Here is a 24,009-nt window from a genome sequence, read left to right on the forward strand (position 1 = left end):
CAGGGAGGAGGGGCGACGGCCGTGCTATACTCTTTGGGTTTCGCTGGCTGAGCGACGGCTCCCGTTGCACCCAGTCAAACACATCCGCAAACCGGCCCAATCAAGGTGTTGTGACTCCATTCGAAAAGAGCACAAAACGGGCTGGATTTTAGACCCAACCTTTGGAGTAATTTCAATGTCTACCACCATGCGCGAAATGCTGGAAGCAGGTGTCCATTTCGGTCACCAAACCCGCTTCTGGAACCCCAAGATGGCCCCGTACATCTTCGGTCATCGCAACAAGATTCACATCATCAACCTGGAAAAGTCGCTCCCGATGTTCCAGGACGCGATGAAGTACGCCAAGCAGCTCACCGCTAACCGCGGCACGATCCTGATGGTCGGCACGAAGCGCCAGGCCCGTGAAATCGTGGCGGCAGAAGCCCGTCGCGCCGGCGTGCCCTTCGTCGACACCCGCTGGCTCGGCGGCATGCTGACCAACTTCAAGACCGTCAAGACCTCGATCAAGCGTCTGAAGGACATGAAGGCCCAGCAGGAAGCTGGCCTCGACTCGCTGAGCAAGAAGGAGCAACTGACCTTCTCGCGCGAAATCGAGAAGCTCGAAAAGGACATCGGCGGCATCCAGGATATGGCCGCGCTGCCCGACGCCATCTTCGTGATCGACGTGGGCTTCCACAAGATCGCCGTGGCCGAAGCCAAGAAGCTCGGCATTCCGCTGATCGGCGTGGTTGACTCCAACCACTCGCCCGAAGGCATCGACTACGTGATCCCTGGCAACGACGACTCGTCGAAGGCTGTCACGCTGTACGCCCGCGGCATCGCCGACGCGATCATCGAAGGCCGCAACAGCGCCACCGGTGACGTGGTCAAGGCCATCGCCGAAGGCAATGGCGACGAATTCGTCGAAGTCGAAGAAGGCGCTTCGGCCTGATTGGCGCGCCTGCGAGCCTGAAGAAGGGGCTTTGGTGCCCCTTTTTTTTAACCTGATTTTTGGATTTACGGAGATACCACAAATGGCTGCAATCACCGCAAGCATGGTCGGCGAACTGCGCGCAAAGACCGACGCGCCGATGATGGAGTGCAAGAAGGCCCTGACGGAGGCCGACGGCAACATGGAAAAGGCCGAAGAGCTGCTGCGCATCAAGCTCGGCAACAAGGCTGGCAAGGCATCGGGTCGCATCACCGCTGAAGGCGTGGTCACGGCTTTTGTCGACGGCGCTGCCGGCGGCATGATCGAAATCAACTGCGAAACCGACTTCGTCACCAAGAACGACAGCTTCCTGGCCCTGGCCAACGCCGCCGCCATGCTGGTCGCGAAGAACAACCCCGCGGACATCGCTGCGCTGGGCGCACTCGCCTATGAGCAAGACGGCTTCGGCCCCACGCTCGAAGACGTGCGCAAGGGCCTGATCGGCAAGATCGGCGAGAACATGAGCTTTCGCCGCTTCAAGCACTTCGCTGGCAACGGCAAGCTGGCTTCGTACCTGCACGGCACGCGCATCGGCGTGATGGTCGAGTTCGAAGGTGACGACACGTCGGCCAAGGACGTGGCGATGCACATCGCCGCCATGAAGCCGGTCGCCATTCAGGCATCGGACGTGCCTGCCGACCTGATCGAAAAAGAGCGCGCAGTTGCCAAGGGCAAGGCCGACGAAGACCGCAAGACCGCCGAAGCCGAGGGCAAGAAGCCGCAGCCGGACGACATCGTTGCCAAGCGCATCGAAGGCGGCGTGCAGAAGTTCCTCAAGGAAGTCTCGCTGCACAACCAGCCGTTCGTGAAGAACGACAAGCAGACCGTCGAGCAGATGCTCAAGGCCGCCAGCACCACGATCAAGGGCTTCACCCTTTACGTGGTCGGCGAAGGCATTGAGAAGAAAGTTGACGACTTCGCAGCCGAGGTGGCCGCGCAAGTTGCAGCGGCCAAGGCTGCTGCTTAAGCCTTTAAGGCTCAACGGCGGTGCGCCCACGCGCGCCGCCGTTTTTTCATCGCTACGTTTTACACTCGTCCCAGTCCAACCAAAGGAAATTGCCCATGTCTGATGCCCGCCCAGCCCACAAGCGAATCTTGTTGAAGCTGTCGGGAGAGGCGTTGATGGGCGATGACGCCTTCGGCATCAACCGCGCGACCATCGTGCGAATGGTGCAGGAGGTGGCCGAGGTCGTGAACATGGGCGTGCAGGTGGCGGTCGTGATCGGTGGAGGCAACATCTTCCGCGGCGTCGCGGGGGGCTCGGTCGGCATGGACCGCGCCACGGCCGACTACATGGGCATGCTGGCCACGGTCATGAACTCGCTGGCGCTGGCCGATGCAATGGACAAACAGGGCCTCGTGGCTCGTGTGATGTCCGCCATTGCCATCGAGCAGGTGGTCGAGCCCTATGTGCGCCCCAAGGCCCTGCAGTACCTCGAAGAGGGTAAGGTCGTGGTGTTCGCAGCCGGCACGGGTAACCCGTTCTTCACCACCGACACGGCCGCTGCGCTGCGCGGTGCCGAGATCGGTGCCGAACTGGTGCTCAAGGCGACCAAGGTCGACGGCGTCTACACCGCCGATCCCAAGACCAACCCCGACGCAACGCGCTATGTCTCGCTCAGCTTCGACGAGGCGATCGCAAAAAATCTCGGCATCATGGACGCCACGGCCTTCGCGCTGTGCCGCGACCAGAAGTTGCCGATCAAGGTGTTCTCGATTCTCAAGAACGGCGCATTCAAGCGCGTCGTCATGGGCGAGGACGAGGGCACGCTGGTGCATGCCTAGGAGTATTTGAGATGACCATTGCAGATATCCGCAATGCGACCGACGCGAAGATGAATCAGTCGCTCGCCGCATTCCAGAACAACCTTACGAAGATCCGTACCGGCCGCGCCAACTCTGCGCTGCTCGACTCGATCCATGTCGAGTACTACGGCTCGCAGGTGCCGTTGAGCCAGGTGGCCAACGTGTCGGTGCTCGATTCGCGCACCATCAGCGTCCAGCCTTGGGAAAAGGGCATGGGCGCCAAGATCGAGAAGGCCATCCGCGAAAGCGACCTGGGCCTGAACCCCGCCTCCATGGGCGACCTGATCCGCGTGCCGCTGCCCGCCATGAGCGAAGAGCGCCGCAAGGAAATGACCAAGCTGGTCCGCAACGAAGGCGAAACCGCCAAGGTCGCCACGCGTAACCTGCGCCGCGATGCGAACGAGTCGGTCAAGAAGCTGGTCAAGGACAAGCTGGCGTCGGAAGACGACCAGAAGCGCGCCGAGGCCGAGATCCAGAAGGTCACCGACCGCCACATCGCGGAAATCGACCGCCTGGTCGCGGCCAAGGAAGCGGAGATCATGGCCGTTTGAGGCCTGTCATGGCCTCTTCAGCGCCACGCATTCCCCACCACGTTGCCATCGTCATGGACGGCAACGGCCGTTGGGCCACGCGGCGCTTCCTGCCCCGCGTCGCGGGGCACAAGCAGGGTGTCGAATCGCTGCGCCGCTGCGTCAGGGCCTGTGCCGACCGCGGCGTGGGCGTGCTCACGGTGTTCGCGTTCTCGTCCGAGAACTGGAATCGTCCCGTCGAGGAAGTCTCCGGCCTCATGGACCTGATGGTCGGTGCACTGGCCCGCGAGGTGCCCAAGCTCAGCGCCGATGGCGTGCGGCTGCATTTCGTCGGCGAGCGGGCCGGCCTGTCGCCGAAGATGGTGAAGGGCCTGGTCGATGCCGAGGAAGCCACGGCGCACAACACACGCATGGTGCTCAACGTCTGCTTCAACTACGGCGGCCGCTGGGACATCGCGCAGGCCGCCGCCAGGCTGGTGGCGCAGGGCGATGCGATCACCGAGGCGAGCCTCGACCGCGCCATGGCCCTGGCCCATGTGCCCGACCCCGACCTGTTCATCCGCACGGGCGGCGAGCAGCGGTTGTCCAACTTCCTGCTCTGGCAGAGTGCCTACGCCGAGCTTTTCTTCAGCGACAAGCTGTGGCCCGAATTCGACGAAGCTGCGCTGGACGAGGCCATTGCCGCGTTCCAGGGCCGTGAGCGGCGCTTCGGCCAAACCTCGGCACAGGTCAAGACCGCCACGGCCTGAGGGCCTGACAACTTCCCGCATGCTCAAACAACGCATCCTTACGGCGATCGTGCTGCTCGCGATCCTGCTGCCAGCGCTGTTCTATCGAAACTACATCCCCTTCGCCTGCGTCATGCTGGTGTTGATCGGCGCTGGCGCCTGGGAGTGGGGGCGTCTGAATGGATACGGCCAACGGCTGTCGGTGTTTCTCGGCGTTGAAACGGTGGTGCTGTGCGCGCTGTCCTGGTGGCTGGGACTGCTGGAGCAGCCGTTGGTCTTGATGTGGACCCTGGCCAGTGCGGCCTGGGTGCTGGGCGGCGCAGCGCTGCTGCGAGTGGCAGTGCCGGGCTGGCCCCGTATTCCGCGCGGGCTGCGGCTGGTCGGCGGTTTGCTGGCGCTGTGGGTGGCATGGCTCGCTGCAGTGCAGGCACGCATGATCGGCATCAACTTCCTGCTGTCGATCCTGGTGCTGGTGTGGGTGGCCGACGTGTTCGCCTATTTCGCCGGCCGCGCCTTCGGCCTGAAGTTCACCCGCAACAAGCTCGCGCCCGCGATCAGTCCCGGCAAGAGCTGGGAAGGTGTGTGGGGCGGAATGATCGGCGTGGTGGTGCTGGCCTTTGCCTGGGTCTGGGCCGACAAGGCCACCGGCGCGACCGTGGCCAGCCTCTATACCCGTCTCAACGAGCGGGGCTGGTGGCTTTTGCTGCTCGCCGCGCTGTTCCTCGCGGCCATGAGCGTCGTGGGTGACCTCGTCGAATCTCTCATCAAGCGCAGCGCCGGCGCCAAGGACAGCAGCCGGCTGCTGCCCGGCCACGGCGGCGTCCTCGACCGCGTGGATGCCCTCTTGCCGGCGCTTCCCATTGCCATGATGCTGGCTTTCCTGTGAACACACCCAGAAGACAACGCGTCACGGTGCTCGGCTCGACCGGTTCGGTCGGCGTGAGCACGCTCGACGTCATTTCGCGGCACCCCGAGCGTTTCGAGGTGTTTGCCCTTTCGGCGGCTACCAAGGTCGATGAGTTGCTGGCGCAGTGCGCTCAGTTCTCGCCCCGGTTCGCCGTGATGGCCAGTGCGCCGCATGCTGCGTTGCTGGCTAAAAAGTTGAAGCAGAACAGCCTGAAAACGGTTGTTCTGGCGAGCGATGATGCTCTCGAAACGATAGCGTCTCACGACGAGGTCGATGCTGTGATGGCCGCCATCGTCGGTGCGGCGGGCCTTGGCCCTTGCCTGGCCGCCGCGCGCGCTGGCAAGCGGCTGCTGCTGGCCAACAAGGAAGCGCTGGTCGTCGGCGGCGAACTCTTCATGCGTACCGTGCGCGAAGGCGGCGCGACGTTGCTGCCTATCGACAGCGAGCATTCGGCCATCTTCCAGTCGCTGCCTGAAGACCCGTCCACCTGGGCGCGGCGTATCGACAAGATCATCCTGACCGCATCGGGTGGCCCGTTCCGTACTCGTGCGCCGGAAACCCTGGGTACGGTGACGCCCGAACAGGCCTGCGCCCATCCGAACTGGGTCATGGGCCGCAAGATTTCGGTCGACTCGGCCACCATGATGAACAAGGCCCTCGAAGTGATCGAGGCACGTCACCTGTTCGGCGTCGCGCCTGATCAGATCGAGGTCGTCATTCATCCGCAGAGCGTGGTGCACTCGATGGTGCAGTTCACCGATGCTTCGGTCATCGCCCAGCTCGGCACGCCCGACATGCGGGTGCCGATCGCGGTGGGCCTGGCTTGGCCTGAGCGCATTGAGAGCGGTGCGGCGCGGCTCGACTTCCGCCAGATGGCCTCGTTGACTTTCGATGCGCCCGACGCAGCACTCTTTCCCGGACTGGGCCTGGCATGGCACGCGCTGCGCGCCGCGCCGGGCACGACGGCGGTGCTCAATGCCGCCAATGAGGTCGCAGTTGAAGCTTTCCTGAACCGCCGCCTGCGTTTTGATTGCATACATGCGGTCAACATGGAAACTTTGGAAAGGGTCGCCCCCTCCAAGCCGGCATCGCTGGCCGACCTGCTGGCGATCGATGCCAGCGCCCGTGCGGCGGCCAATGCCGCGGCGCTGCGTTTCGCAGCCTGACCTGACGACCCTCCGTAGAGACCAAGGACCCCGATGCTGCTCACTGTCATAGCCTTTGTGGTCGCACTCGGTGTCCTGATCGCGGTGCACGAATACGGACACTACCGCGTCGCTGTTGCCTGCGGCGTCAAGGTGGAGCGCTTCTCCGTCGGATTCGGCAAGGCGCTGCTGCGCTGGCAGCCCAAGCGCCAGCATCCGGGGCAACAGACCGAGTTCGTCATCGGTGCATTCCCGTTCGGCGGCTACGTCAAGATGCTCGACGAGCGCGAGGGGCCGGTCGCACCTGAAGAGCGCCATCGCGCCTTCAACACCCAGCCTTTGCGTTCCCGAGCGGCCATTGTTGCGGCGGGGCCGATCGCCAATCTGCTGCTGGCTGTCGTGCTTTACACGGCCGTCAACTGGATCGGCGTGCAGGAGCCGGTCGCCAAGCTCGCGCGGCCGGTGGCCGCCTCTCTGGCCGAAGCGGCGGGCCTGCGCGGCGGCGAGCACATCACGCAAGCGGGCTTCGATGGCGACCTGTCGCCGGTTCAGTCCTTCGAGGATCTGCGCTGGCGCATGACGCGTGGCGCGCTCGATGGCCATGACCTGACGCTCGAAGTCGCAGGGGAAGCCGGCCGGCCGGCGCGCCAGCTGGTGCTGCCGCTGAGCCGCATGGAGACCAAGGACGCCGATCCGCAGATGTTTCGCAAGATCGGCGTGGTGGCACCCCTGACCCGACCCGAGATCGGCGAAGTCATGGCCGGCAGTGCGGCGGAAAGCGCCGGCCTGCACAACGGCGACGTGGTGCGCGCCATCGGCGACACGGCCATCGTCGACGGGCAGCAGCTGCGCGAGGTGATCCGGGCGTCGGTCGACGGCGACCAGCCGCGCACCCAGGCCTGGCAGGTCGAGCGCGGCGGCCAGCCGCTCAAGATCGACGTGAAGCCCGAGGTGCGGGAAGAGGGCGGCGTCAAGGTGGGACGCATCGGCGCCTATGTTGGTGCGCCGCCCGAAATGGTGACGGTGCGCCAGGGGCTGGTCGACGGTGTCTGGCGTGGTGTGGTGCGCACCTGGGAGGTGTCCGCGCTGACCGTGCGCATGATGGGCAAGATGGTCATCGGCGAGGCTTCGCTCAAGAACCTGAGCGGTCCACTCACGATTGCCGACTACGCTGGCAAGTCCGCAAGCCTCGGTTTTACTCAGTATCTGGTCTTCCTGGCGCTCATCAGCGTGAGCCTCGGAGTCCTCAATCTCATGCCGCTGCCGGTCCTCGATGGGGGACACCTGATGTATTATCTTTGGGAGGGCCTGACCGGCAAGAGCGTCTCCGACGCTTGGATGGAACGGCTTCAGCGCGGGGGTGTGGCCCTGCTGCTGGTCATGATGTCGGTCGCACTCTTCAACGACGTCACACGGCTCTTTGGTTAACTTTCTGCCCGGCCCTTTCCGTGCCGGCTCAATTCTCAGATGAACAAAAACTTCAGTCGCTTTCGCCTGCGTAGCGTTGCCGCGGTGGTTGCCAGTGCGCTCGCAGCCACGGCAGCCTGGGCCGTAGAGCCTTTCACGGTGCGCGACATTCGCGTCGAAGGTCTGCAACGCGTCGAAGCCGGTACGATCTTCGCGTCGCTGCCGCTGCGCGTGGGCGATACCTACAGCGACGAGCGCGGTTCCGCCGCCATCCGTGCGCTGTTCGACCTGGGGTTGTTCAAGGATGTGCGCATCGACGTGAACGGCAACGTGCTGGTGGTGATCGTCGAAGAGCGACCGACCATTGCAGACGTCGATTTCGTCGGCACCAAGGAATTCGACAAGGCCGCGCTGCAGAAGGCGCTGCGCGAAGTCGGCCTGACCGATGGCCGTCCCTACGACAAGGCACTGGCTGACCGCGCCGAGCAGGAGCTCAAGCGCCAGTACGTGAGCCGCAGTCTCTACAACGCGCAGGTCGTGACCACTGTCACGCCCATCGAGCGCAACCGCGTCAACCTGACCTTCACCGTGACCGAAGGCGAGTCGGCCCGCATCCGCGAAGTGCACGTGGTCGGCAACAAGGCCTTCAGCGAATCGACGCTGCTGAGCCTGTTCGATCAGGACAGCGGCGGCTTCATGAGCTGGTACACCAAGTCGAACCAGTATTCGCGCGCCAAGCTCAACGCCGACCTCGAAACGCTGCGCTCGTACTACATCACCCGCGGCTACCTCGAGTTCCGCATCGACTCGACCCAGGTCGCCATTTCGCCGGACCGCAAGGACCTGACGGTGACCGTGAACATCAGCGAAGGCGAGAAGTTCGTGGTGTCGAGCGTCAAGCTCGACGGCAACTACCTCGGCCGCGACGACGAGTTCAAGTCGCTCATCACCATCAAGCCGGGCGAGCCCTACAACGGCGAGCAGGTCACCGAGACCACCAAGGCCTTCAACGACTATTTCGGCACCTTCGGCTATGCGTTCGCACGCGTGCAGGCGCGCCCCGACATCGACCGCGCGAACAACCGCGTGGCGCTCACGCTGCAGGCCGAGCCCTCGCGCCGCGTGTACGTGCGTCGCGTCTCGGTGGGCGGCAACAACAAGACCCGCGACGAAGTCATCCGTCGCGAGTTCCGCCAGTACGAAGCCTCCTGGTACGACGGCGACAAGATCAAGCTGTCGCGCGACCGCGTGGACCGCCTGGGCTTCTTCACTGAAGTGAACGTCGAAACGCAGGAAGTGCCCGGCTCGCCCGACCAGGTGGACCTGACCGTCAACGTGGCTGAAAAGCCCACCGGCAGCCTGCAACTCGGCGCCGGCTACTCGAGCGCCGAAAAGGTCGCGCTGACCTTCGGTATCTCGCAGGAAAACGTGTTCGGCTCGGGTAACTTCCTGGGCGTGCAGGTCAACACCAGCAAGTACAACCGCACGCTGTCGGTGACCACGACCGACCCTTACTTCACGCCGGACGGCATCTCGCGCACGATCAGCCTCTACCACACCACGACGCGCCCGTATCAGACCTCCACCGATGGCGACTACAAACTGGTGAACCAGGGCGCTTCCATCCGTTTTGGCGTGCCGTTCAGCGAAGTCGATACCGTCTTCTTCGGCATCGGTCTCGAACGCTATGCGTTCGATCCCAACAGTTCGACTGCATTCTCCGGCCTGTACACGCCGCCGTCTTACCTTGCCTATTTCCAGTGCCAGAAGGATGCCACGGGCCTGCTGGTGGTCAACTGTGACCAGAAGAGCGTCTGGGGTGTTCCGCTGAGCATCGGCTGGGGCCGTGACAGTCGCGACAGCGCGCTGATCCCGACCACGGGCCGTCTGCAGCGCGCCAACCTCGAAGTGGGCGCGGCCGGGGACATGAAGTACATCAAGACGAACTACCAATACCAGCAGTTCTTCGCGATCAGCAAGCAGTACACCTTCTCGATCAACGGCGAAGTCGGCTATGCCAAGGCGCTCGGCAACAAGGTCTACCCGATCTTCAAGAACTTCTATGCCGGTGGCCTGGGTTCCGTCCGTGGCTTCGAGCAGAACTCGCTGGGGCCGCGCGATGCCCCTCTGTTCCTCCAGAGCGAAGGTGCAGCTCTCGGTGGCACCAAGAAGGCAGTCTTCAATGCCGAACTGAGCACGCCGTTCCCGGGTGCCGGCAACGACCGCACGCTGCGCTTGTACGGCTTCTTCGACGCCGGCAACGTGTTCGGCACGCGTGCCGCTGGCGTGACCGACGAGCAATGGAAGGCCGAGAAGAAGTTGCGCGCGTCGGTCGGTCTGGGCGTCAGCTGGATTTCGCCGCTGGGCCCGCTGCGTCTTGCTTATGCCTTCCCGGTCAGGTCCCAGAAGGAAGTGGGGCAGCCGTTTACAGCCGGGTATATCCCGAAGGATAGAATTCAGCGCCTCCAATTCCAGATCGGAACGTCTTTCTAAATGAAGCATTTGATTCGCGCTGCGGCAGGCGCGTTGTTGATTCCCGCTCTCGCATTCGCTGCGGTGCCCGCCCAGGCGCAGGAAACCTTTCGCATCGGTTTCGTGAACCCGGACCGCGTGCTGCGTGAGGCGCAGCCGGCCAAGACTGCCCAGGCGAAGCTCGAAGCCGAATTCCTGAAGCGCGAGAAGGACCTGACCGCACAAGGCGACGCCCTGAAGGCGGCTTCTGAGAAGTTCGAGCGCGAGGCGCCCACCCTGTCGGAAAGCCAGCGGGTCACGCGCCAGCGCGCGCTTGTCGACCAGGACCGCGACTTCCAGCGCAAGCGCCGTGAATTCCAGGAAGACCTGAACGCGCGCAAGAACGAAGAGCTCCAGCAGGTCTACGAGCGCGCCAACCGCGTGGTGAAGCAGGTGGCCGAGGCCGAGAAGTACGACGCCATCCTGCAGGAAGCGATCTACATCAATCCGAAGCACGACATCACCGACAAGGTGATCAAGGCGCTGAACGCGTCGGTCGGCTCTCCTGCGCCCGCGGCCGGCAAGTAACGCCGCGAACCGGCGTGTCACTGCAGCTCGGAGCCATCGTTGACGCCCTTGGGGGCGAGCTTCATGGCGATGCGGCGCTGTCCATCGAGCGGCTTGCGCCGCTGCAGAATGCACAGCCCGATGCGCTCAGCTTCCTGAGCCATCCCAAATACCAGCAGGAACTGGCGGCCTCGAAGGCCGCCTGCGTGATCGTCTCGCCCGCCATGCGCGAGGCGGCCGCGGCGCGTGGCGCTTTCATCGTCACGCCCGATCCGTACTTCTACTTTGCCCGCCTGACGCAGCTCTGGAAGGCGCATCACGCGCGTCCGGAGGCCGACCGGATCCATCCCAGCGCGGTGATCCACGCCGAGGCGCAGGTCGACGCCACGGCGCGCATCGGCGCGCTGTGCGTGGTGGAGCGGGGCGCACGCATCGGTGCGGGCACGGTGCTGAAGTCGCGCGTGACGGTCAGTGAAGACTGCTTCATCGGCGAGCGCTGCCTGCTGCACCCTGGCGTGGTCATCGGCGCTGACGGCTTCGGCCTCGCGCCGCACGAGGGGCGCTGGGTCAAGATCGAGCAACTGGGTGCGGTGCGCATCGGCAACGACGTCGAAATCGGCGCCAACACCTGCATCGACCGCGGCGCGCTCGACGACACCGTGATCGAAGACGGCGTAAAGCTCGACAACCTGATCCAGATCGGCCACAACGTGCGCGTCGGCAAGAACACCGCCATGGCGGGTTGCGTCGGCGTGGCTGGCAGCGCCACCATTGGTGCCAATTGCACCTTTGGCGGCGGCGCCATCGTGCTGGGCCATCTGACAATGGCCGACGGCGTGCACATATCCGCCGCGACCGTGGTCACCCGTTCAATTCACAAGGCCGGCCAGTACACCGGTATGTTTCCCATCGATGACAATGCGAGCTGGGAAAAAAATGCGGCAACGCTCAAGCAGTTGCACAGCCTGCGCGAACGACTGAAGGCGCTGGAGAAAGCTCCCTCGAAAAAATGACGACGATGCAGGAACAGAAAATCATGACGACGACGCTCGATATCCATCAAATCCTCAAGCTGCTGCCTCACCGATACCCGTTCCTGCTGGTGGACCGCGTGCTCGACATGGAAAAGGGCAAGCGAATCACCGCGCTCAAGAACGTGACGATGAACGAGCCGTTCTTCAATGGCCATTTCCCGCACCGCCCGGTGATGCCGGGCGTGCTGATGCTCGAAGCCATGGCCCAGGCCGCGGCCCTGCTGTCGTTCCATTCGCTCGACATCGTGCCGGACGACAACACCGTCTACTACTTTGCCGCCATCGACGGCGCGCGCTTCAAGCGCCCGGTGGAACCCGGCGACCAGCTGACGCTCGAAGTCGAAATCGAGCGCATGAAGGCAGGCATTTCCAAGTTCAAGGGCCGGGCCCTGGTGGGCAGCGAACTCGCCTGCGAGGCGACGCTGATGTGCGCCATGCGCCAGATCAGCTGACCCGGCCGCAGCCAGTCGTTTCACAAGGCATGACCCAGGTTCATTCGACAGCACTCGTCGACCCCAAGGCACAACTCGACGCCTCGGTGTCGGTCGGGCCCTATACCGTGATCGGCCCGTACGTGCGGGTGGGCGCGGGTACCACCATCGGTGCGCACTGCGTGATCGAAGGGCGCACGACCATCGGGCGCGACAACCGGATCTTCCAGTTCTCGTCTCTCGGCGCCATACCGCAGGACAAGAAGTACGCCGGCGAGCCAACGGAGCTCGTCATCGGCGACCGCAACGTGATCCGCGAGTTCTGCACCTTCAACCTCGGCGTGCCGGGCGCGGGGGGCGTGACGCGCGTGGGCAGCGACAACTGGATCATGGCGTACACGCACATCGCGCACGACTGCCGTGTCGACAACCACACCACGCTGTCCAACAACACCACGCTGGCGGGGCATGTGCACCTGGCCGACTGGGTCACGGTCGGCGGGCTCACGGGCATTCACCAGTTCGTTTCGATCGGTGCCCACGCCATGCTTGGCTTTGCCAGCGCTGTCACGCAAGACGTGCCGCCCTTCATGCTGGTCGACGGTAATCCGCTGGCTGTGCGCGGCTTCAATGTCGTCGGCCTGCGTCGGCGCGACTTTTCTGCCGAGAGGCTCGCGGCGGTGAAGCAGATGCACCGCCTGCTGTATCGCCAGGGCAAGACGCTCGAAGAGGCGCGCGCGGGCATCGCCGCGCTCGCGACGGAAATGCCGGAAGCGGCAGGCGACGTCGCGCTGATGGAAGCCTTCCTCGCCAACTCGACGCGCGGCATCGCGCGCTGACGTGACGGCGATGCAGAAGGACGAACAGCGACGTTTCGCGCTGGTCGCAGGTGAAGCCTCCGGCGACCTGCTGGCGGGGCTGCTGCTCGACGGCCTCCAGGCTCGTTGGCCCGATCTCCAGACCGCCGGCATCGGCGGCCCCCGCATGCTGGCCCACGGCTTCCAGAGCTGGTGGCCCCAGGAAAAGCTCGCGGTGCGCGGCTACATCGAGGTGCTGCGGCATTACGCCGAGATCGCCGGCATTCGCCGCAAACTCAAGGCCCGACTGCTGCAGGAGCGCCCCGAACTCTTCATCGGCGTCGACGCGCCCGATTTCAACCTCGACCTCGAGGCCGGCCTGCGCAGCCGCGGCATGAAGACGGTGCACTTCGTCTGCCCGTCGATCTGGGCCTGGCGGCCGGAGCGCGTCGAGAAGATCCGGGCGGCGGCTGACCATGTCTTGTGCATCTTCCCGTTCGAGCCTGCATTGCTGGCGGAGCACGGCGTGGCCGCGAGCTATGTCGGCCATCCCATCGCCAACGTGATCCCGATGACGCCCGACCGTGCCGCTGCACGCGCCACACTGGGCTTGGTGCCTGATGCGCAGGTCGTCGCCTTGCTGCCGGGCAGCCGCCGCTCGGAGATTCGCTACCTGGCCGCACGTTTCTTCGCTGCAGCCGCATTGATGCAGAAGGCGCGGCCGGAACTCCAGTTCGTGGCCCCCATCCTGCCGGGCCTGCGCGCCGAGGTCGAGGCCCTGCTGCAGGCCGGCGGCATGGCCGGGCGCGTGAAGTTGCTCGATGGCCGGTCGCACGCCGCGCTGGCCGCCTGCGACGCCACGCTGATCGCCAGCGGCACCGCCACGCTCGAGGCTGCGCTGTTCAAGCGGCCGATGGTCATCGCCTACAACATGAATGCGCTGTCGTGGCGTTTCATGCAGCGCAAGCAGCTGCAGCCGTGGGTCGGCCTGCCCAACATCCTGTGTCGCGAGTTCGTGGTGCCGGAGTTGCTGCAGGAAGCCGCCATGCCCGAGGCGCTGGCCCAAGCCACGCTGGCCTGGCTCGACGCGCCGGAAAAGACACAGGCCCTGCAACAAAGATTTTCAGAGCTGCATGTGCAATTGCAGCGCGATACGCCGACACTTTGCGCCGATGCGATCCAGAAAGTTCTTGAAGGCTGAACAGGCCCCGCTGGTGTGGGACGCACCGGGGCTGATGGCGGGCGTCGACGAGGCGGGGCGTGGCCCCCTGGCCGGTCCGGTGGTGGCTGCGGCCGTGATCCTCGACGACCTGCGGCCGATTCGCGGCCTGGCCGATTCCAAGACTCTCACGGCCCTGCAGCGCGAACGCTTGCATGACCAGATCCTGGCGAAGGCGCTGTGCTGTTCCATTGCGCAGGCCACCGTCGAAGAGATCGACACCCACAATATCCTGCAGGCCACCATGCTCGCGATGCGTCGCGCGGTCGAGGGGCTGCGGCTGAAGCCCGTCAAGGTGCTGGTCGACGGCAATCGCCTGCCCACGCTCGACGTGCTGGCCGAAGCCATCGTCAAGGGCGATGCGCGGGTGAAGGCTATTTCCGCTGCGTCGATCCTGGCGAAAGTGCACCGCGACCGGCTGTGCGAGCAGTTGCATGCCGAATTTCCGCATTACGGCTTTGCCGGGCACAAGGGCTACGGCACCCCCGAACACCTGGAAGCGCTGCAGCGCCATGGCGCGTGTGTGCACCACCGCAGGTCGTTCAGCCCGGTGGCCGCGGCGCTCGCCCGCACGGGCGGCGTCTTGAATGTGGTGCTGCCCGCCGAATCTGAGCAGCCGGCGATGATGATCGGCGCCGTCGAGGCCGTGCGCCTCGATGATCTCCGCGCTGCCCCCTGAACCTTCAATGACCTCCGACACCGGCGCCAGCCACATCAGCTCGCGCGACAACCCGCTGCTCAAGGATTTGCGCAAGCTCGCGCAGGACCCGGGTGCTTACCGCAAGCTCGGCCGTCTCTGGCTCGAAGGCGATCATCTGTGTCGGGCGGCGCTGGCGCGGGGCGTCAAGCCCGCGATCGCCGTGTTTTCGGAGTCTTTCTGGCCCCAAGCACCTGCTGAATGGGCGAGTAGCGCTATCAAAACCGTAGTGGTCGCCGACGACCTGCTGCGCGGCGTCAGCGGGTTGGAATCGCCTGCGCCCATGGGCTTCGTGCTCGACCTGCCGTCCCGCCCGGAACTGATTCCCGACGCCCCCAGCGTCGTGCTCGACCGTCTGCAGGACGCTGGCAATGCGGGTTCCATCCTGCGCAGCGCCGCCGCCTTCGGCTTCACCCAGGTGATCGCGCTCAAGGGCACGGCCGCGCTGTGGGCCCCGAAGGTGCTGCGCGCCGGCATGGGTGCCCATTTCGGCCTGCGGCTGATCGAAGGCGTGGACGCCGACGTGCTCGACGGCCTGAAAGTGCCGCTGGTGGCGACCAGTTCGCACCACGGCGAATGGCTCCACAAGGCCGAACTGCCGCATCCCTGCGCCTGGCTCATGGGCCACGAGGGGCAGGGCGTTTCGCCCGCGCTGGAAGCCCGGGCGACACGCCACATCCGTATTGCGCAGCCGGGCGGCGAGGAGTCGCTCAACGTGGCCGCTGCCGCCGCAATCTGCCTGCATGCGAGCGGAGCAGCCCTGCAGGCCAAATAACACACTCAGTCCGGGCTACAATCGGGGGCTTACTCGCAAATCAGCGTCGCCCGGCCGCCTTTAACGCCAAAATCCCCTTAAGCAGCAGCTCGCAGGCAACGCGCCTGGGGCTCCGGGCGACCGTAACCATCCGGAGAACCCAGTGCTTTTGTCTCTCAAGGGAAGTTTCCCGCCCGCCATCCTGGCGCTCGCAGACGGCACGGTCTTTCAAGGCAATTCGATCGGGGCCGCCGGCTCCACGACCGGTGAAGTGGTGTTCAACACCGCCATGACCGGTTACCAGGAAATCCTCACCGACCCGAGCTACTGCCAGCAGATCGTGACGCTCACGTATCCGCACATCGGCAACTACGGCGTCAACGGGGAAGACATCGAAGCCGACAAGATCCATGCCGCGGGCCTGATCATCAAGGACCTGCCCCTCGTCGCCTCCAACTTCCGCAAGACCGCCACGCTGACCGAATACCTCGTGTCCGGCAAGACGGTGGCCATCGCGAACATCGATACCCGCAAGCTCACGCGCCACCTGCGCACCCACGGCGCGCAGAACGGCTGTATCCTGGGCCTGGCCGAAGGCGAAGCCGTCACGCAGGCGCTGATCGACAAGGCCATCGCCGCCGCCAAGGCCGCGCCGAGCATGTCGGGCCTCGACCTCGCCAAGGTGGTGTCGGTCAAGCAGACCTACGAATGGACCGAAACCGAGTGGAAGCTGGGTTCGGGCTACGGCGTGCAGATCACGCCGAAGTTCCACGTCGTCGCCTTCGACTACGGCGTCAAGAAGAACATCCTGCGCATGATCGCGCAGCGCGGCGCGCGCATCACCGTGGTGCCGGCGCAGACGCCCGCGGCCGACGTGCTCAAGCTCAAGCCTGACGGCATCTTCCTGGCCAACGGTCCTGGCGACCCGGAGCCCTGCGACTACGCCATCAGCGCTGTCAAGGAACTGATCGAGACCGGCATTCCCACTTTCGGCATTTGCCTGGGCCACCAGATCATGGCGCTGGCCTCCGGCGCGAAGACCTTCAAGATGAAGTTCGGCCACCACGGCGCGAACCATCCGGTGAAGGACCTCGACAACGGCCGCGTGAGCATCACCAGCCAGAACCACGGCTTCGCGGTCGACGAGAAGTCGCTGCCGGCCAACCTGCGTCCCACGCACATCAGCCTGTTCGACAACACGCTGCAGGGCCTGGCGCGCACCGACAAGCCCGCGTTCTGCTTCCAGGGCCACCCCGAAGCCTCGCCGGGCCCGCACGACATCGGCTACCTGTTCGATCGCTTCACGGCACTCATGGAAAAGAACAAGACGGAAAAGACGGAGAAAGAGAATGCCTAAGCGCACAGACCTCAAATCGATCCTCATCATCGGCGCCGGCCCGATCATCATCGGCCAGGCCTGCGAGTTCGACTACTCCGGCGTGCAGGCCTGCAAGGCACTGCGCGAAGAGGGCTACAAGGTCATCCTGATCAACAGCAACCCCGCGACGATCATGACCGACCCGGCCACGGCCGACGTCACCTACATCGAGCCCATCACCTGGCAGACGGTCGAGAAAATCATCGCCAAGGAGCGCCCCGACGCGATCCTGCCGACCATGGGCGGCCAGACCGCGCTCAACTGCGCGCTCGACCTGTGGCGCAACGGCGTGCTCGACAAGTACACCGGCGCCGCCACCAACAAGCCGGTCGAGCTGATCGGCGCCACACCTGAAGCCATCGACAAGGCCGAGGACCGCCTGAAGTTCAAGGACGCGATGACCAAGATCGGACTGGGCTCGGCCCGTTCCGGCATTGCGCACTCGATGGACGAAGCCTGGGCCGTGCAGAAGTCGGTCGGCTTCCCGACCGTGATCCGCCCCAGCTTCACGCTCGGCGGCACCGGCGGCGGCATTGCCTACAACCCGGAAGAATTCGAGACCATCTGCAAGCGCGGCATCGAAGCCTCGCCGACCAATGAGCTGCTGATCGAAGAATCGCTGCTCGGCTGGAAAGAGTACGAGATGGAAGTCGTGCGTGACAAGGCCGACAACTGCATCATCGTCTGCTCGATCGAAAACCTCGACCCCATGGGCGTGCACACCGGCGACTCGATCACCGTGGCCCCCGCGCAGACGCTGAGCGACAAGGAATACCAGATCCTGCGCAACGCCTCGCTGGCCGTGCTGCGCGAGATCGGCGTCGATACCGGCGGCTCGAACGTGCAGTTCTCCATCAACCCGAAGGACGGCCGGATGGTCGTCATCGAGATGAACCCGCGCGTGTCGCGTTCGTCGGCGCTGGCCTCCAAGGCCACGGGCTTCCCGATCGCCAAGGTCGCGGCCAAGCTGGCCGTGGGCTACACGCTCGACGAGCTGCGCAACGAAATCACCGGTGGCGCGACGCCCGCGTCGTTCGAACCATCGATCGACTACGTGGTCACCAAGATCCCGCGTTTCGCGTTCGAGAAGTTCCCGCAGGCCGACTCGCGTCTCACCACGCAGATGAAGTCGGTGGGCGAGGTGATGGCCATGGGTCGCACCTTCCAGGAGTCGTTCCAGAAGGCTCTGCGCGGCCTCGAAGTGGGCGTGGACGGTCTCAACGAGAAGACGCAAGACCGCGAAGTGCTCGAGAAGGAACTGGGCGAGCCTGGCCCCGAGCGCATCTGGTACGTGGGCGATGCTTTCGCCATGGGCCTGAGCGTGGACGAAGTGTTCGCGCTGACCAAGATCGACCCGTGGTTCCTGGTGCAGATCGAAGAGATCGTGAAGATCGAACTCGAGCTCGAAACCAAGTCGCTCGACGACATCGACCGCGACACGCTGCTGGCGCTGAAGAAAAAGGGCTTCTCCGACCGCCGCCTCGCCAAACAGCTCAAGACCACCGACACGGCCATTCGCGAGAAGCGCCGCGCCCTGGGCGTGCGCCCCGTCTACAAGCGTGTGGACACCTGCGCGGCCGAGTTCGCGACCAACACGGCCTACATGTACTCGACCTACGAGGACGAGTGCGAAGCCGACCCGACGGACAAGAAGAAGATCATGGTGCTCGGCGGCGGTCCCAACCGCATCGGCCAGGGCATCGAGTTCGACTACTGCTGCGTGCACGCCGCGCTCGCCATGCGCGAGGACGGCTACGAGACCATCATGGTCAACTGCAATCCCGAGACCGTGTCGACCGACTACGACACCTCGGACCGTCTGTATTTCGAGCCGCTCACGCTCGAAGACGTGCTCGAGATCGTCGACAAGGAAAAGCCGCTCGGCGTGATCGTGCAGTACGGCGGCCAGACGCCTTTGAAGCTCGCGCTCGACCTCGAAGCGAATGGCGTGCCGATCATCGGCACCTCGCCCGACATGATCGACGCGGCCGAAGACCGCGAGCGCTTCCAGAAGCTGCTGCACGAGCTGGGCCTGCGCCAGCCGCCGAACGCCACCGCGCGCACCGAACCCGAAGCGCTCGAAAAGGCCGCGGCCCTCGGTTATCCGCTGGTGGTGCGCCCGAGCTACGTGCTCGGCGGCCGCGCGATGGAAATCGTGCACGAGCAGCGCGACCTCGAGCGCTACATGCGCGAAGCCGTCAAGGTCAGCAACGATTCGCCGGTGCTGCTCGACCGCTTCCTGAACGACGCCGTCGAGTGCGACGTCGACTGCATCCGCGACGCCGAAGGCGGCACGCTGATCGGCGGCGTGATGGAGCACATCGAACAAGCCGGCGTGCATTCGGGCGACTCCGCCTGTTCGCTGCCGCCCTACAGCCTGAACGCCGACACGGTGGCAGAGCTGAAGCGCCAGAGCGCCGCGATGGCGGCCGCGCTGAACGTGGTCGGCCTGATGAACGTGCAGTTCGCGATCCAGCAGAAGGACGGCAAGGACGTCATCTACGTGCTCGAAGTGAACCCGCGTGCTTCGCGTACCGTGCCCTACGTGAGCAAGGCCACCGGCATCCAGCTCGCCAAGGTGGCGGCACGCTGCATGGCTGGCCAGTCGCTGAAGTCGCAAGGCATCACGAAGGAAGTGACGCCGCCGTACTTCAGCGTGAAGGAAGCCGTGTTCCCGTTCGTCAAGTTCCCGGGCGTGGACACCATCCTCGGCCCCGAGATGAAGTCGACCGGCGAAGTGATGGGCGTGGGCAAGACCTTTGGCGAAGCCTTTGTGAAGTCGCAACTGGGCGCCGGCACGCACCTGCCGAAGTCGGGCAAGGTCTTCATCTCGGTGAAGAACAACGACAAGGCGCGCGCGGTCGAAGTGGCGCGCGGCCTGGCGAAGCTGGGCTTCGAGCTGATTGCCACCAAGGGCACGGCCGCCGCCATCAGCGCCGCCGGCATCGAGTGCGCAACGGTGAACAAGGTGACCGAAGGCCGTCCGCACATTGTGGACATGATCAAGAACAACGAGATTGCGCTGGTCATCAACACGGTGGAAGAGCGCCGCAACGCCATCACCGACTCGCGGCAGATCCGCACCTCGGCACTGCTGGCGCGTGTGACTACCTTCACCACGATCTTCGGTGCCGAAGCCGCGGTCGAGGGCATGGGCTTCATGGACGAACTCGGCGTGATCTCGGTGCAGGAGATGCACGCGCAACTGGCCTCGGCCTGAGCGTCATCATGGAAACGCAGCTCGTCGAACTGGACCTGACGGACTGGAACGCAGCCACGCCCAACGAGGCGTGGATCGCGGAACTCGAAGCGGGCAAGGTGCTGTACTTTCCGCGCCTGGGCTTCGAGCTTCTGCCCGAGGAGCGCAGCCTGCTCACGCCCAGCCTGCTGTCGCCCGACGTGCGCAACATCAGCCTCGACGCCAACGGCAAGCTCAAGGGCGCGGTTGGCGACGAGGCGGTGCAGCGCATGGCGGCTGCAATGGTGGGGCGCTTTCGGGCGCAGGCCACGCAGCTGATTCACGGGCTGCTGCCGCACTACACGCCCGCCTTGCGGCTCGCACCTACCAGCTACCGACCGGCGAAGGTCGAGACGCGGGTGCAGTCGTGGCGCGCCGACGACCGGCGCTTGCACGTCGATTCGTTCCCGTCGCGGCCGAACTACGGCGAGCGCATCCTGCGCGTCTTCACCAATGTCAACCCTGAAGGCGCGCCGCGGGTGTGGCGCGTGGGCGAGCCGTTCGAGGACGTTGCCAAGCGCTTCCTGCCGCGCGCCAAGCCCTATGTGCGCTGGCAGGCAAAGCTGCTGCGCGCTTTGCGCGTGACCAAGTCGTTCCGCAGCGAGTACGACCACCTGATGCTGCAGCTGCACGACGGCATGAAGTCGGACATGGCGTACCAGGAAAACTCGCCGCAGGAAACCGCCAAGTTCCCGCCGGGCTCGGTGTGGGTGTGCTTCTCCGACCAGACCTCGCATGCCGTGATGGCGGGCCAGTACATGCTCGAGCAGACCCTTCATCTGGCCGCTTCGAAGCAATACAATCCCGAATCGAGCCCGCTCGCCATCCTGAGCCGGCTGACCGGACGCACACTCGTCTGATCAATTCCCTCAATCGACCGCCGAACGGCAGCGTTCGGCGGTTTCGCTTTATGGAGAACCAACAACATGGCAACCATCCCCATCACCAAGCGCGGCGCTGAAAAACTGCGCGCCGAACTGCACCAGCTCAAGACGGTGGACCGTCCCTGGGTCATCAATGCAATTTCCGAAGCACGCGCCCAGGGCGACCTGAGCGAAAACGCCGAATACGAAGTCGCCAAGGACCGCCAGGGCTTCATCGAAGGCCGCATCCAGGAAGTCGAAGGCAAGCTGTCGGCCGCGCAGATCATCGACCCGAGCGAGCTCGATGCCGGCGGCAAGGTGGTGTTCGGCTCGACCGTCGAACTCGAGGAAGAGGAAAGCGGCGAAGCCGTGAAGTACCAGATCGTCGGCGAAGACGAAGCAGACCTGAAGCTCGGCCTCATCAACATTTCCAGCCCGATCGCGCGCGCGCTCATCGGCAAGGAAGAGGGCGACACCGCCGAAGTGCAGGCTCCTGGCGGCCTCAAGCGCTACGAGATCGTGGCCGTTCGCTACCTCTGATTCTTCGACCCATGAAAGACCGCGTTGCGCTGATGCTGGCCGCCTTCTGGTGGGGCAGCCTCACCACGATCGGTTTCCTGGTGGTGCCGCTGCTGTTCGCAAGGCTTGGCAACCCATCGGTGGCGGGCAACTTTGCCGGCCAGCTGTTCGAGGCGCAGAGCTGGATCGCGATCGGCTGTGGGCTGATCCTGCTGATTCACTTCAGGGCCAAGGCCGACGATCGCATGAGCGGGCCAGCGATGACCGCCATCTTTTTCATCCTGGGAGCACTGCTGCTGGCGCTGCTTCAGCAGTACGCCGTGGCGCCTCGCATCCTGGCGCGCGAGAACCTCAAGCTGTGGCACGCCGTGGGCAGCGGCATGTACCTCGTGCAGTGGGTGTGCGTCGGCGTGCTGCTCTGGCGCATGGGCGCCCGCAAGCCAGACTGAACGGCAGAGGCGGCAGCCGCCGCCTCCGTGCTTACTCTTTCCAGTATTTCGCGACCCAGCGCGCCGGCCGGATGAACCGGAAGGCCCGGTTGCGGCGGCCCGCCAGCGCGTCCGGTGGGTTGCACTCGCCATGGAACACCATGATGCGTGCGCCCTCGGGCACGAACGGCTCTTCCCAGTAGTTGGTCGGCCAGGTCGGGATGCCGTGGTACTTGAAGCTCGGGCACCATTCGGCGGGCCAGTAGGCCAGCTTGCCTTGCTTGTGGAGCATGTCCGACAGGTAGGCCTGCTCGTTGCGATATTGCGCCTGTACCTTGTCCAAGTTGGCGCGCAGGTAGGCCAGGATGTCGGCATGGGCGCCGATCTCGAAGCGGTAGACCGAAGAGTTGCCGGTGATGCGTTCGCGCCGCCAGGGGCGGGGATAGTCGTGAATGATCAGGAACTCGCCGGGCTGTTCGAAGAAGGCGTCAAGGCTGCCCACGACCACTACGTCGAGGTCGAGAAAGAGGGCGGTGCCTTGCAGACCGTACAGGTCTTTCTCGAAGGTCGTGAGCTTCTTCCAGCCGCCGTCGCGCTGGCCGGGAGCCAGGTTCAGGTTGAGCTGCGGAATCGGCAGGCAGGTCACCTCGGGGCGAACGCCGTTGCCATCGTCGGTCAGGCACACGAACTTGAAGTCGCCGCTGAGGTTGCGGCGGACCATCGCGTAGAGCCGGTTGACGTATTCGGGGCCGTATTTCGTGCCCCACTTCATGCAGAGAATATGGCGCTGGGCGCCTTGCGCTGCCACCAAGCTCAGTCCGCCTGGTTGCGCTTCTTGGCCGACAGGGGCCGTTTTGCCTTGGCGCGCTTGATGGTGCCTCCAGGGGTCAGGCGCTGGTTGCCGAGCACGCGCAGGGTCTTGATTTCAGGCCGTTGGCCGCCGCGCTTGCTGTACTTGACGATCTTCACGTCGCGCGGGCCGGGCATGCGGTCTTCATCGACCACGCGCTCCTTTTCGGGCTTCGGGCGCCACAGCACCAGCAGCTTGCCGATATGTTGAATGGGGGCGGCATCGAGCTCGTCGGACAGTTCGCGCAGCATGGCGTCGCGGGCGAGGCGGTCGTCGGAGAAGACGCGGATCTTGATCAGGCCATGGGCCTTGAGCGCCGCGTCGGCTTCTTTTTTCACGGCAGGGGTAAGCCCGTCTCCACCGACCATGACGATCGGATCCAGGTGGTGAGCTTCGGCGCGGTGCACCTTGCGCTCGGCAGGGGTAAGTTGAATGGCGGGCATCCCCGTATTATCGACGCGTACACGAAGACCCTCATGAGCACCAAAGCCAAAAGCAAAAAAGTCAATAAAGCGTGGCTTCACGACCATATCAACGACCCCTACGTGAAGCTCGCCACCAAGGAGGGTTATCGCGCGCGCGCCGCCTACAAGCTCAAGGAGATCGACGAGTCGCTCGGCCTCGTCAAGCCGGGCCAGCTGGTGGTGGACCTCGGCTCCACTCCCGGCGCCTGGAGCCAGTACCTGCGCCGGCGCATGTCGCCCGGCGGCGCTGCGGCCGGCGAGTTGAATGGCACCATCGTTTCGCTCGACATCCTGCCGATGGAGCCCATCGAGGGCGTGACCTTCCTGCAGGGGGATTTCCGCGAAGATGCGCTGCTGCAACAGTTGCTGGGTGTTTTGGCAGGCCGCAAGGCCGACCTGGTGGTGTCGGACATGGCACCCAACCTGTCGGGCATCCATTCGGCCGACGCCGCCCGGGTGGCGCACCTGATCGAGCTTGCAATCGATTTTGCCCAGCACCACCTGAAGCCCGAGGGGGCGCTGGTGGCAAAGCTGTTCCACGGGAGCGGCTACGACGAGCTGGTGAAGCTCTTCAAGGCGAATTTCCGCATCGTGAAGCCCTTCAAGCCCAAGGCGTCGCGGGATAAATCAGCCGAGACTTTCCTGGTCGGCATGGGCCTGAAGGCCCCGGATACGCCTTGATACCTTGCTGCTGAGAGTGCGTTTGTGGCGCAAACCCTTGTCAGGCTATGGCTGCATTAGGGAAATGCCCGCTTTTCGTAGCTTGAAAAGCCTAAAATGGGGCGCAATTGCGTACCCACAGCGCGTTTTTTCATTTAACTGTCAC

The 24,009-nt window shown here is 64.5% G+C and carries 24 protein-coding genes; 22 read left to right on the forward strand and 2 right to left on the reverse strand.

Annotation, left to right across the window (positions count from 1 at the left end; translation table 11 throughout):
* Window positions 1-175: 175 nt before the first annotated feature.
* The 21 genes from rpsB (at window position 176) to BLV60_RS17640 (ending at window position 21,890) form a co-directional block, all read left to right on the forward strand.
* Window positions 176-931 (forward strand): 30S ribosomal protein S2, encoded by a 756-nt coding sequence (rpsB, locus tag BLV60_RS17540; protein ID WP_093056541.1) that lies wholly within the window; start codon window positions 176-178, stop codon window positions 929-931.
* Window positions 932-1,013: 82 nt separating this feature from the next.
* Window positions 1,014-1,937, forward strand: a complete 924-nt coding sequence (gene tsf, locus BLV60_RS17545) for a translation elongation factor Ts (RefSeq protein ID WP_093056542.1) — start codon at window positions 1,014-1,016, stop codon at window positions 1,935-1,937.
* A gap of 95 nt (window positions 1,938-2,032) precedes the next feature.
* Window positions 2,033-2,755 (forward strand): UMP kinase, encoded by a 723-nt coding sequence (gene pyrH / locus BLV60_RS17550; RefSeq protein ID WP_093056543.1) that lies wholly within the window; start codon window positions 2,033-2,035, stop codon window positions 2,753-2,755.
* Between the two features lie 11 nt (window positions 2,756-2,766).
* Window positions 2,767-3,327: a ribosome recycling factor gene (gene frr / locus BLV60_RS17555; protein WP_093056544.1), complete on the forward strand. Its 561-nt coding sequence runs from the start codon at window positions 2,767-2,769 to the stop codon at window positions 3,325-3,327.
* 8 nt (window positions 3,328-3,335) lie between these two features.
* Window positions 3,336-4,055 carry a polyprenyl diphosphate synthase gene (gene uppS / locus BLV60_RS17560; protein WP_093056545.1) on the forward strand — a complete coding sequence of 240 codons (720 nt, stop codon included), beginning with the start codon at window positions 3,336-3,338 and terminating at the stop codon, window positions 4,053-4,055.
* Between the two features lie 19 nt (window positions 4,056-4,074).
* Entirely contained in the window at window positions 4,075-4,920 is an 846-nt protein-coding gene (locus BLV60_RS17565; protein WP_093056546.1) for a phosphatidate cytidylyltransferase, read from the forward strand.
* Entirely contained in the window at window positions 4,917-6,107 is a 1,191-nt protein-coding gene (gene ispC, locus BLV60_RS17570) for a 1-deoxy-D-xylulose-5-phosphate reductoisomerase (RefSeq protein WP_093056547.1), read from the forward strand. Before BLV60_RS17565 ends, ispC begins: the two co-directional genes overlap by 4 nt.
* Window positions 6,108-6,140: 33 nt before the next feature.
* Complete coding sequence (gene rseP, locus BLV60_RS17575; RefSeq protein WP_093056548.1) at window positions 6,141-7,514, forward strand: RIP metalloprotease RseP; 1,374 nt, start codon at window positions 6,141-6,143, stop codon at window positions 7,512-7,514.
* A 39-nt stretch (window positions 7,515-7,553) separates the two neighbouring features.
* On the forward strand, window positions 7,554-9,986 hold the full coding sequence (bamA, locus tag BLV60_RS17580) for an outer membrane protein assembly factor BamA (RefSeq protein WP_093056549.1): 2,433 nt from the start codon (window positions 7,554-7,556) through the stop codon (window positions 9,984-9,986).
* Entirely contained in the window at window positions 9,987-10,532 is a 546-nt protein-coding gene (locus BLV60_RS17585) for an OmpH/Skp family outer membrane protein (RefSeq protein WP_093056550.1), read from the forward strand.
* Window positions 10,533-10,546: 14 nt separating this feature from the next.
* Window positions 10,547-11,524: a UDP-3-O-(3-hydroxymyristoyl)glucosamine N-acyltransferase gene (lpxD, locus tag BLV60_RS17590; RefSeq protein ID WP_093056551.1), complete on the forward strand. Its 978-nt coding sequence runs from the start codon at window positions 10,547-10,549 to the stop codon at window positions 11,522-11,524.
* Window positions 11,525-11,547: 23 nt separating this feature from the next.
* Window positions 11,548-11,997 carry a 3-hydroxyacyl-ACP dehydratase FabZ gene (gene fabZ, locus BLV60_RS17595; RefSeq protein WP_013541729.1) on the forward strand — a complete coding sequence of 150 codons (450 nt, stop codon included), beginning with the start codon at window positions 11,548-11,550 and terminating at the stop codon, window positions 11,995-11,997.
* A 29-nt stretch (window positions 11,998-12,026) separates the two neighbouring features.
* Window positions 12,027-12,815, forward strand: a complete 789-nt coding sequence (gene lpxA, locus BLV60_RS17600) for an acyl-ACP--UDP-N-acetylglucosamine O-acyltransferase (protein WP_093056552.1) — start codon at window positions 12,027-12,029, stop codon at window positions 12,813-12,815.
* 10 nt (window positions 12,816-12,825) lie between these two features.
* Window positions 12,826-13,974, forward strand: a complete 1,149-nt coding sequence (lpxB, locus tag BLV60_RS17605) for a lipid-A-disaccharide synthase (RefSeq protein WP_093056594.1) — start codon at window positions 12,826-12,828, stop codon at window positions 13,972-13,974.
* Window positions 13,946-14,671 (forward strand): ribonuclease HII, encoded by a 726-nt coding sequence (gene rnhB / locus BLV60_RS17610; protein WP_093056593.1) that lies wholly within the window; start codon window positions 13,946-13,948, stop codon window positions 14,669-14,671. Before lpxB ends, rnhB begins: the two co-directional genes overlap by 29 nt.
* A gap of 7 nt (window positions 14,672-14,678) precedes the next feature.
* Window positions 14,679-15,464: a TrmH family RNA methyltransferase gene (locus BLV60_RS17615; RefSeq protein ID WP_093056553.1), complete on the forward strand. Its 786-nt coding sequence runs from the start codon at window positions 14,679-14,681 to the stop codon at window positions 15,462-15,464.
* A gap of 142 nt (window positions 15,465-15,606) precedes the next feature.
* Window positions 15,607-16,800 (forward strand): glutamine-hydrolyzing carbamoyl-phosphate synthase small subunit, encoded by a 1,194-nt coding sequence (carA, locus tag BLV60_RS17620; protein ID WP_093056554.1) that lies wholly within the window; start codon window positions 15,607-15,609, stop codon window positions 16,798-16,800.
* Entirely contained in the window at window positions 16,793-20,041 is a 3,249-nt protein-coding gene (gene carB, locus BLV60_RS17625; protein ID WP_093056555.1) for a carbamoyl-phosphate synthase large subunit, read from the forward strand. Before carA ends, carB begins: the two co-directional genes overlap by 8 nt.
* A gap of 8 nt (window positions 20,042-20,049) precedes the next feature.
* The gene (locus tag BLV60_RS17630; protein WP_093056556.1) at window positions 20,050-20,919 is read left to right on the forward strand and encodes a Kdo hydroxylase KdoO; all 870 of its coding nucleotides are present in this window, start codon (window positions 20,050-20,052) and stop codon (window positions 20,917-20,919) included.
* Window positions 20,920-20,985: 66 nt separating this feature from the next.
* Complete coding sequence (gene greA / locus BLV60_RS17635; protein WP_056581276.1) at window positions 20,986-21,462, forward strand: transcription elongation factor GreA; 477 nt, start codon at window positions 20,986-20,988, stop codon at window positions 21,460-21,462.
* 11 nt (window positions 21,463-21,473) lie between these two features.
* Window positions 21,474-21,890: a DUF4149 domain-containing protein gene (locus BLV60_RS17640; RefSeq protein WP_093056557.1), complete on the forward strand. Its 417-nt coding sequence runs from the start codon at window positions 21,474-21,476 to the stop codon at window positions 21,888-21,890.
* A 31-nt stretch (window positions 21,891-21,921) separates the two neighbouring features.
* On the opposite strand, the gene BLV60_RS17645 is transcribed toward BLV60_RS17640, so the two are convergent.
* Window positions 21,922-22,680, reverse strand: coding sequence for a glycosyltransferase (locus BLV60_RS17645; protein ID WP_093056558.1), 759 nt, complete (start codon window positions 22,678-22,680; stop codon window positions 21,922-21,924).
* Window positions 22,681-22,682: 2 nt separating this feature from the next.
* Window positions 22,683-23,162, reverse strand: a complete 480-nt coding sequence (locus tag BLV60_RS17650) for a YhbY family RNA-binding protein (protein WP_093056559.1) — start codon at window positions 23,160-23,162, stop codon at window positions 22,683-22,685.
* Between the two features lie 33 nt (window positions 23,163-23,195).
* On the opposite strand from BLV60_RS17650, the gene BLV60_RS17655 reads away from it, so the two are divergent.
* Window positions 23,196-23,864: an RlmE family RNA methyltransferase gene (locus tag BLV60_RS17655; RefSeq protein ID WP_093056560.1), complete on the forward strand. Its 669-nt coding sequence runs from the start codon at window positions 23,196-23,198 to the stop codon at window positions 23,862-23,864.
* Window positions 23,865-24,009 lie beyond the last annotated feature (145 nt).

This window comes from Variovorax sp. YR634 (genome assembly GCF_900106655.1).
Lineage (GTDB): Bacteria > Pseudomonadota > Gammaproteobacteria > Burkholderiales > Burkholderiaceae_C > Variovorax.

Coding starts and splice junctions, on each gene's coding strand:
- rpsB (WP_093056541.1), top strand. CDS start 176: ATGTCTACCACCATGCGCGAAATGCTGGAAGCAGGTGTCCATTTCGGT.
- tsf (WP_093056542.1), top strand. CDS start 1,014: ATGGCTGCAATCACCGCAAGCATGGTCGGCGAACTGCGCGCAAAGACC.
- pyrH (WP_093056543.1), top strand. CDS start 2,033: ATGTCTGATGCCCGCCCAGCCCACAAGCGAATCTTGTTGAAGCTGTCG.
- frr (WP_093056544.1), top strand. CDS start 2,767: ATGACCATTGCAGATATCCGCAATGCGACCGACGCGAAGATGAATCAG.
- uppS (WP_093056545.1), top strand. CDS start 3,336: ATGGCCTCTTCAGCGCCACGCATTCCCCACCACGTTGCCATCGTCATG.
- BLV60_RS17565 (WP_093056546.1), top strand. CDS start 4,075: ATGCTCAAACAACGCATCCTTACGGCGATCGTGCTGCTCGCGATCCTG.
- rseP (WP_093056548.1), top strand. CDS start 6,141: ATGCTGCTCACTGTCATAGCCTTTGTGGTCGCACTCGGTGTCCTGATC.
- bamA (WP_093056549.1), top strand. CDS start 7,554: ATGAACAAAAACTTCAGTCGCTTTCGCCTGCGTAGCGTTGCCGCGGTG.
- BLV60_RS17585 (WP_093056550.1), top strand. CDS start 9,987: ATGAAGCATTTGATTCGCGCTGCGGCAGGCGCGTTGTTGATTCCCGCT.
- fabZ (WP_013541729.1), top strand. CDS start 11,548: ATGACGACGACGCTCGATATCCATCAAATCCTCAAGCTGCTGCCTCAC.
- lpxA (WP_093056552.1), top strand. CDS start 12,027: ATGACCCAGGTTCATTCGACAGCACTCGTCGACCCCAAGGCACAACTC.
- lpxB (WP_093056594.1), top strand. CDS start 12,826: ATGCAGAAGGACGAACAGCGACGTTTCGCGCTGGTCGCAGGTGAAGCC.
- rnhB (WP_093056593.1), top strand. CDS start 13,946: ATGCGATCCAGAAAGTTCTTGAAGGCTGAACAGGCCCCGCTGGTGTGG.
- BLV60_RS17615 (WP_093056553.1), top strand. CDS start 14,679: ATGACCTCCGACACCGGCGCCAGCCACATCAGCTCGCGCGACAACCCG.
- carB (WP_093056555.1), top strand. CDS start 16,793: ATGCCTAAGCGCACAGACCTCAAATCGATCCTCATCATCGGCGCCGGC.
- BLV60_RS17630 (WP_093056556.1), top strand. CDS start 20,050: ATGGAAACGCAGCTCGTCGAACTGGACCTGACGGACTGGAACGCAGCC.
- greA (WP_056581276.1), top strand. CDS start 20,986: ATGGCAACCATCCCCATCACCAAGCGCGGCGCTGAAAAACTGCGCGCC.
- BLV60_RS17640 (WP_093056557.1), top strand. CDS start 21,474: ATGAAAGACCGCGTTGCGCTGATGCTGGCCGCCTTCTGGTGGGGCAGC.
- BLV60_RS17650 (WP_093056559.1), bottom strand. CDS start 23,162: ATGCCCGCCATTCAACTTACCCCTGCCGAGCGCAAGGTGCACCGCGCC.
- BLV60_RS17655 (WP_093056560.1), top strand. CDS start 23,196: ATGAGCACCAAAGCCAAAAGCAAAAAAGTCAATAAAGCGTGGCTTCAC.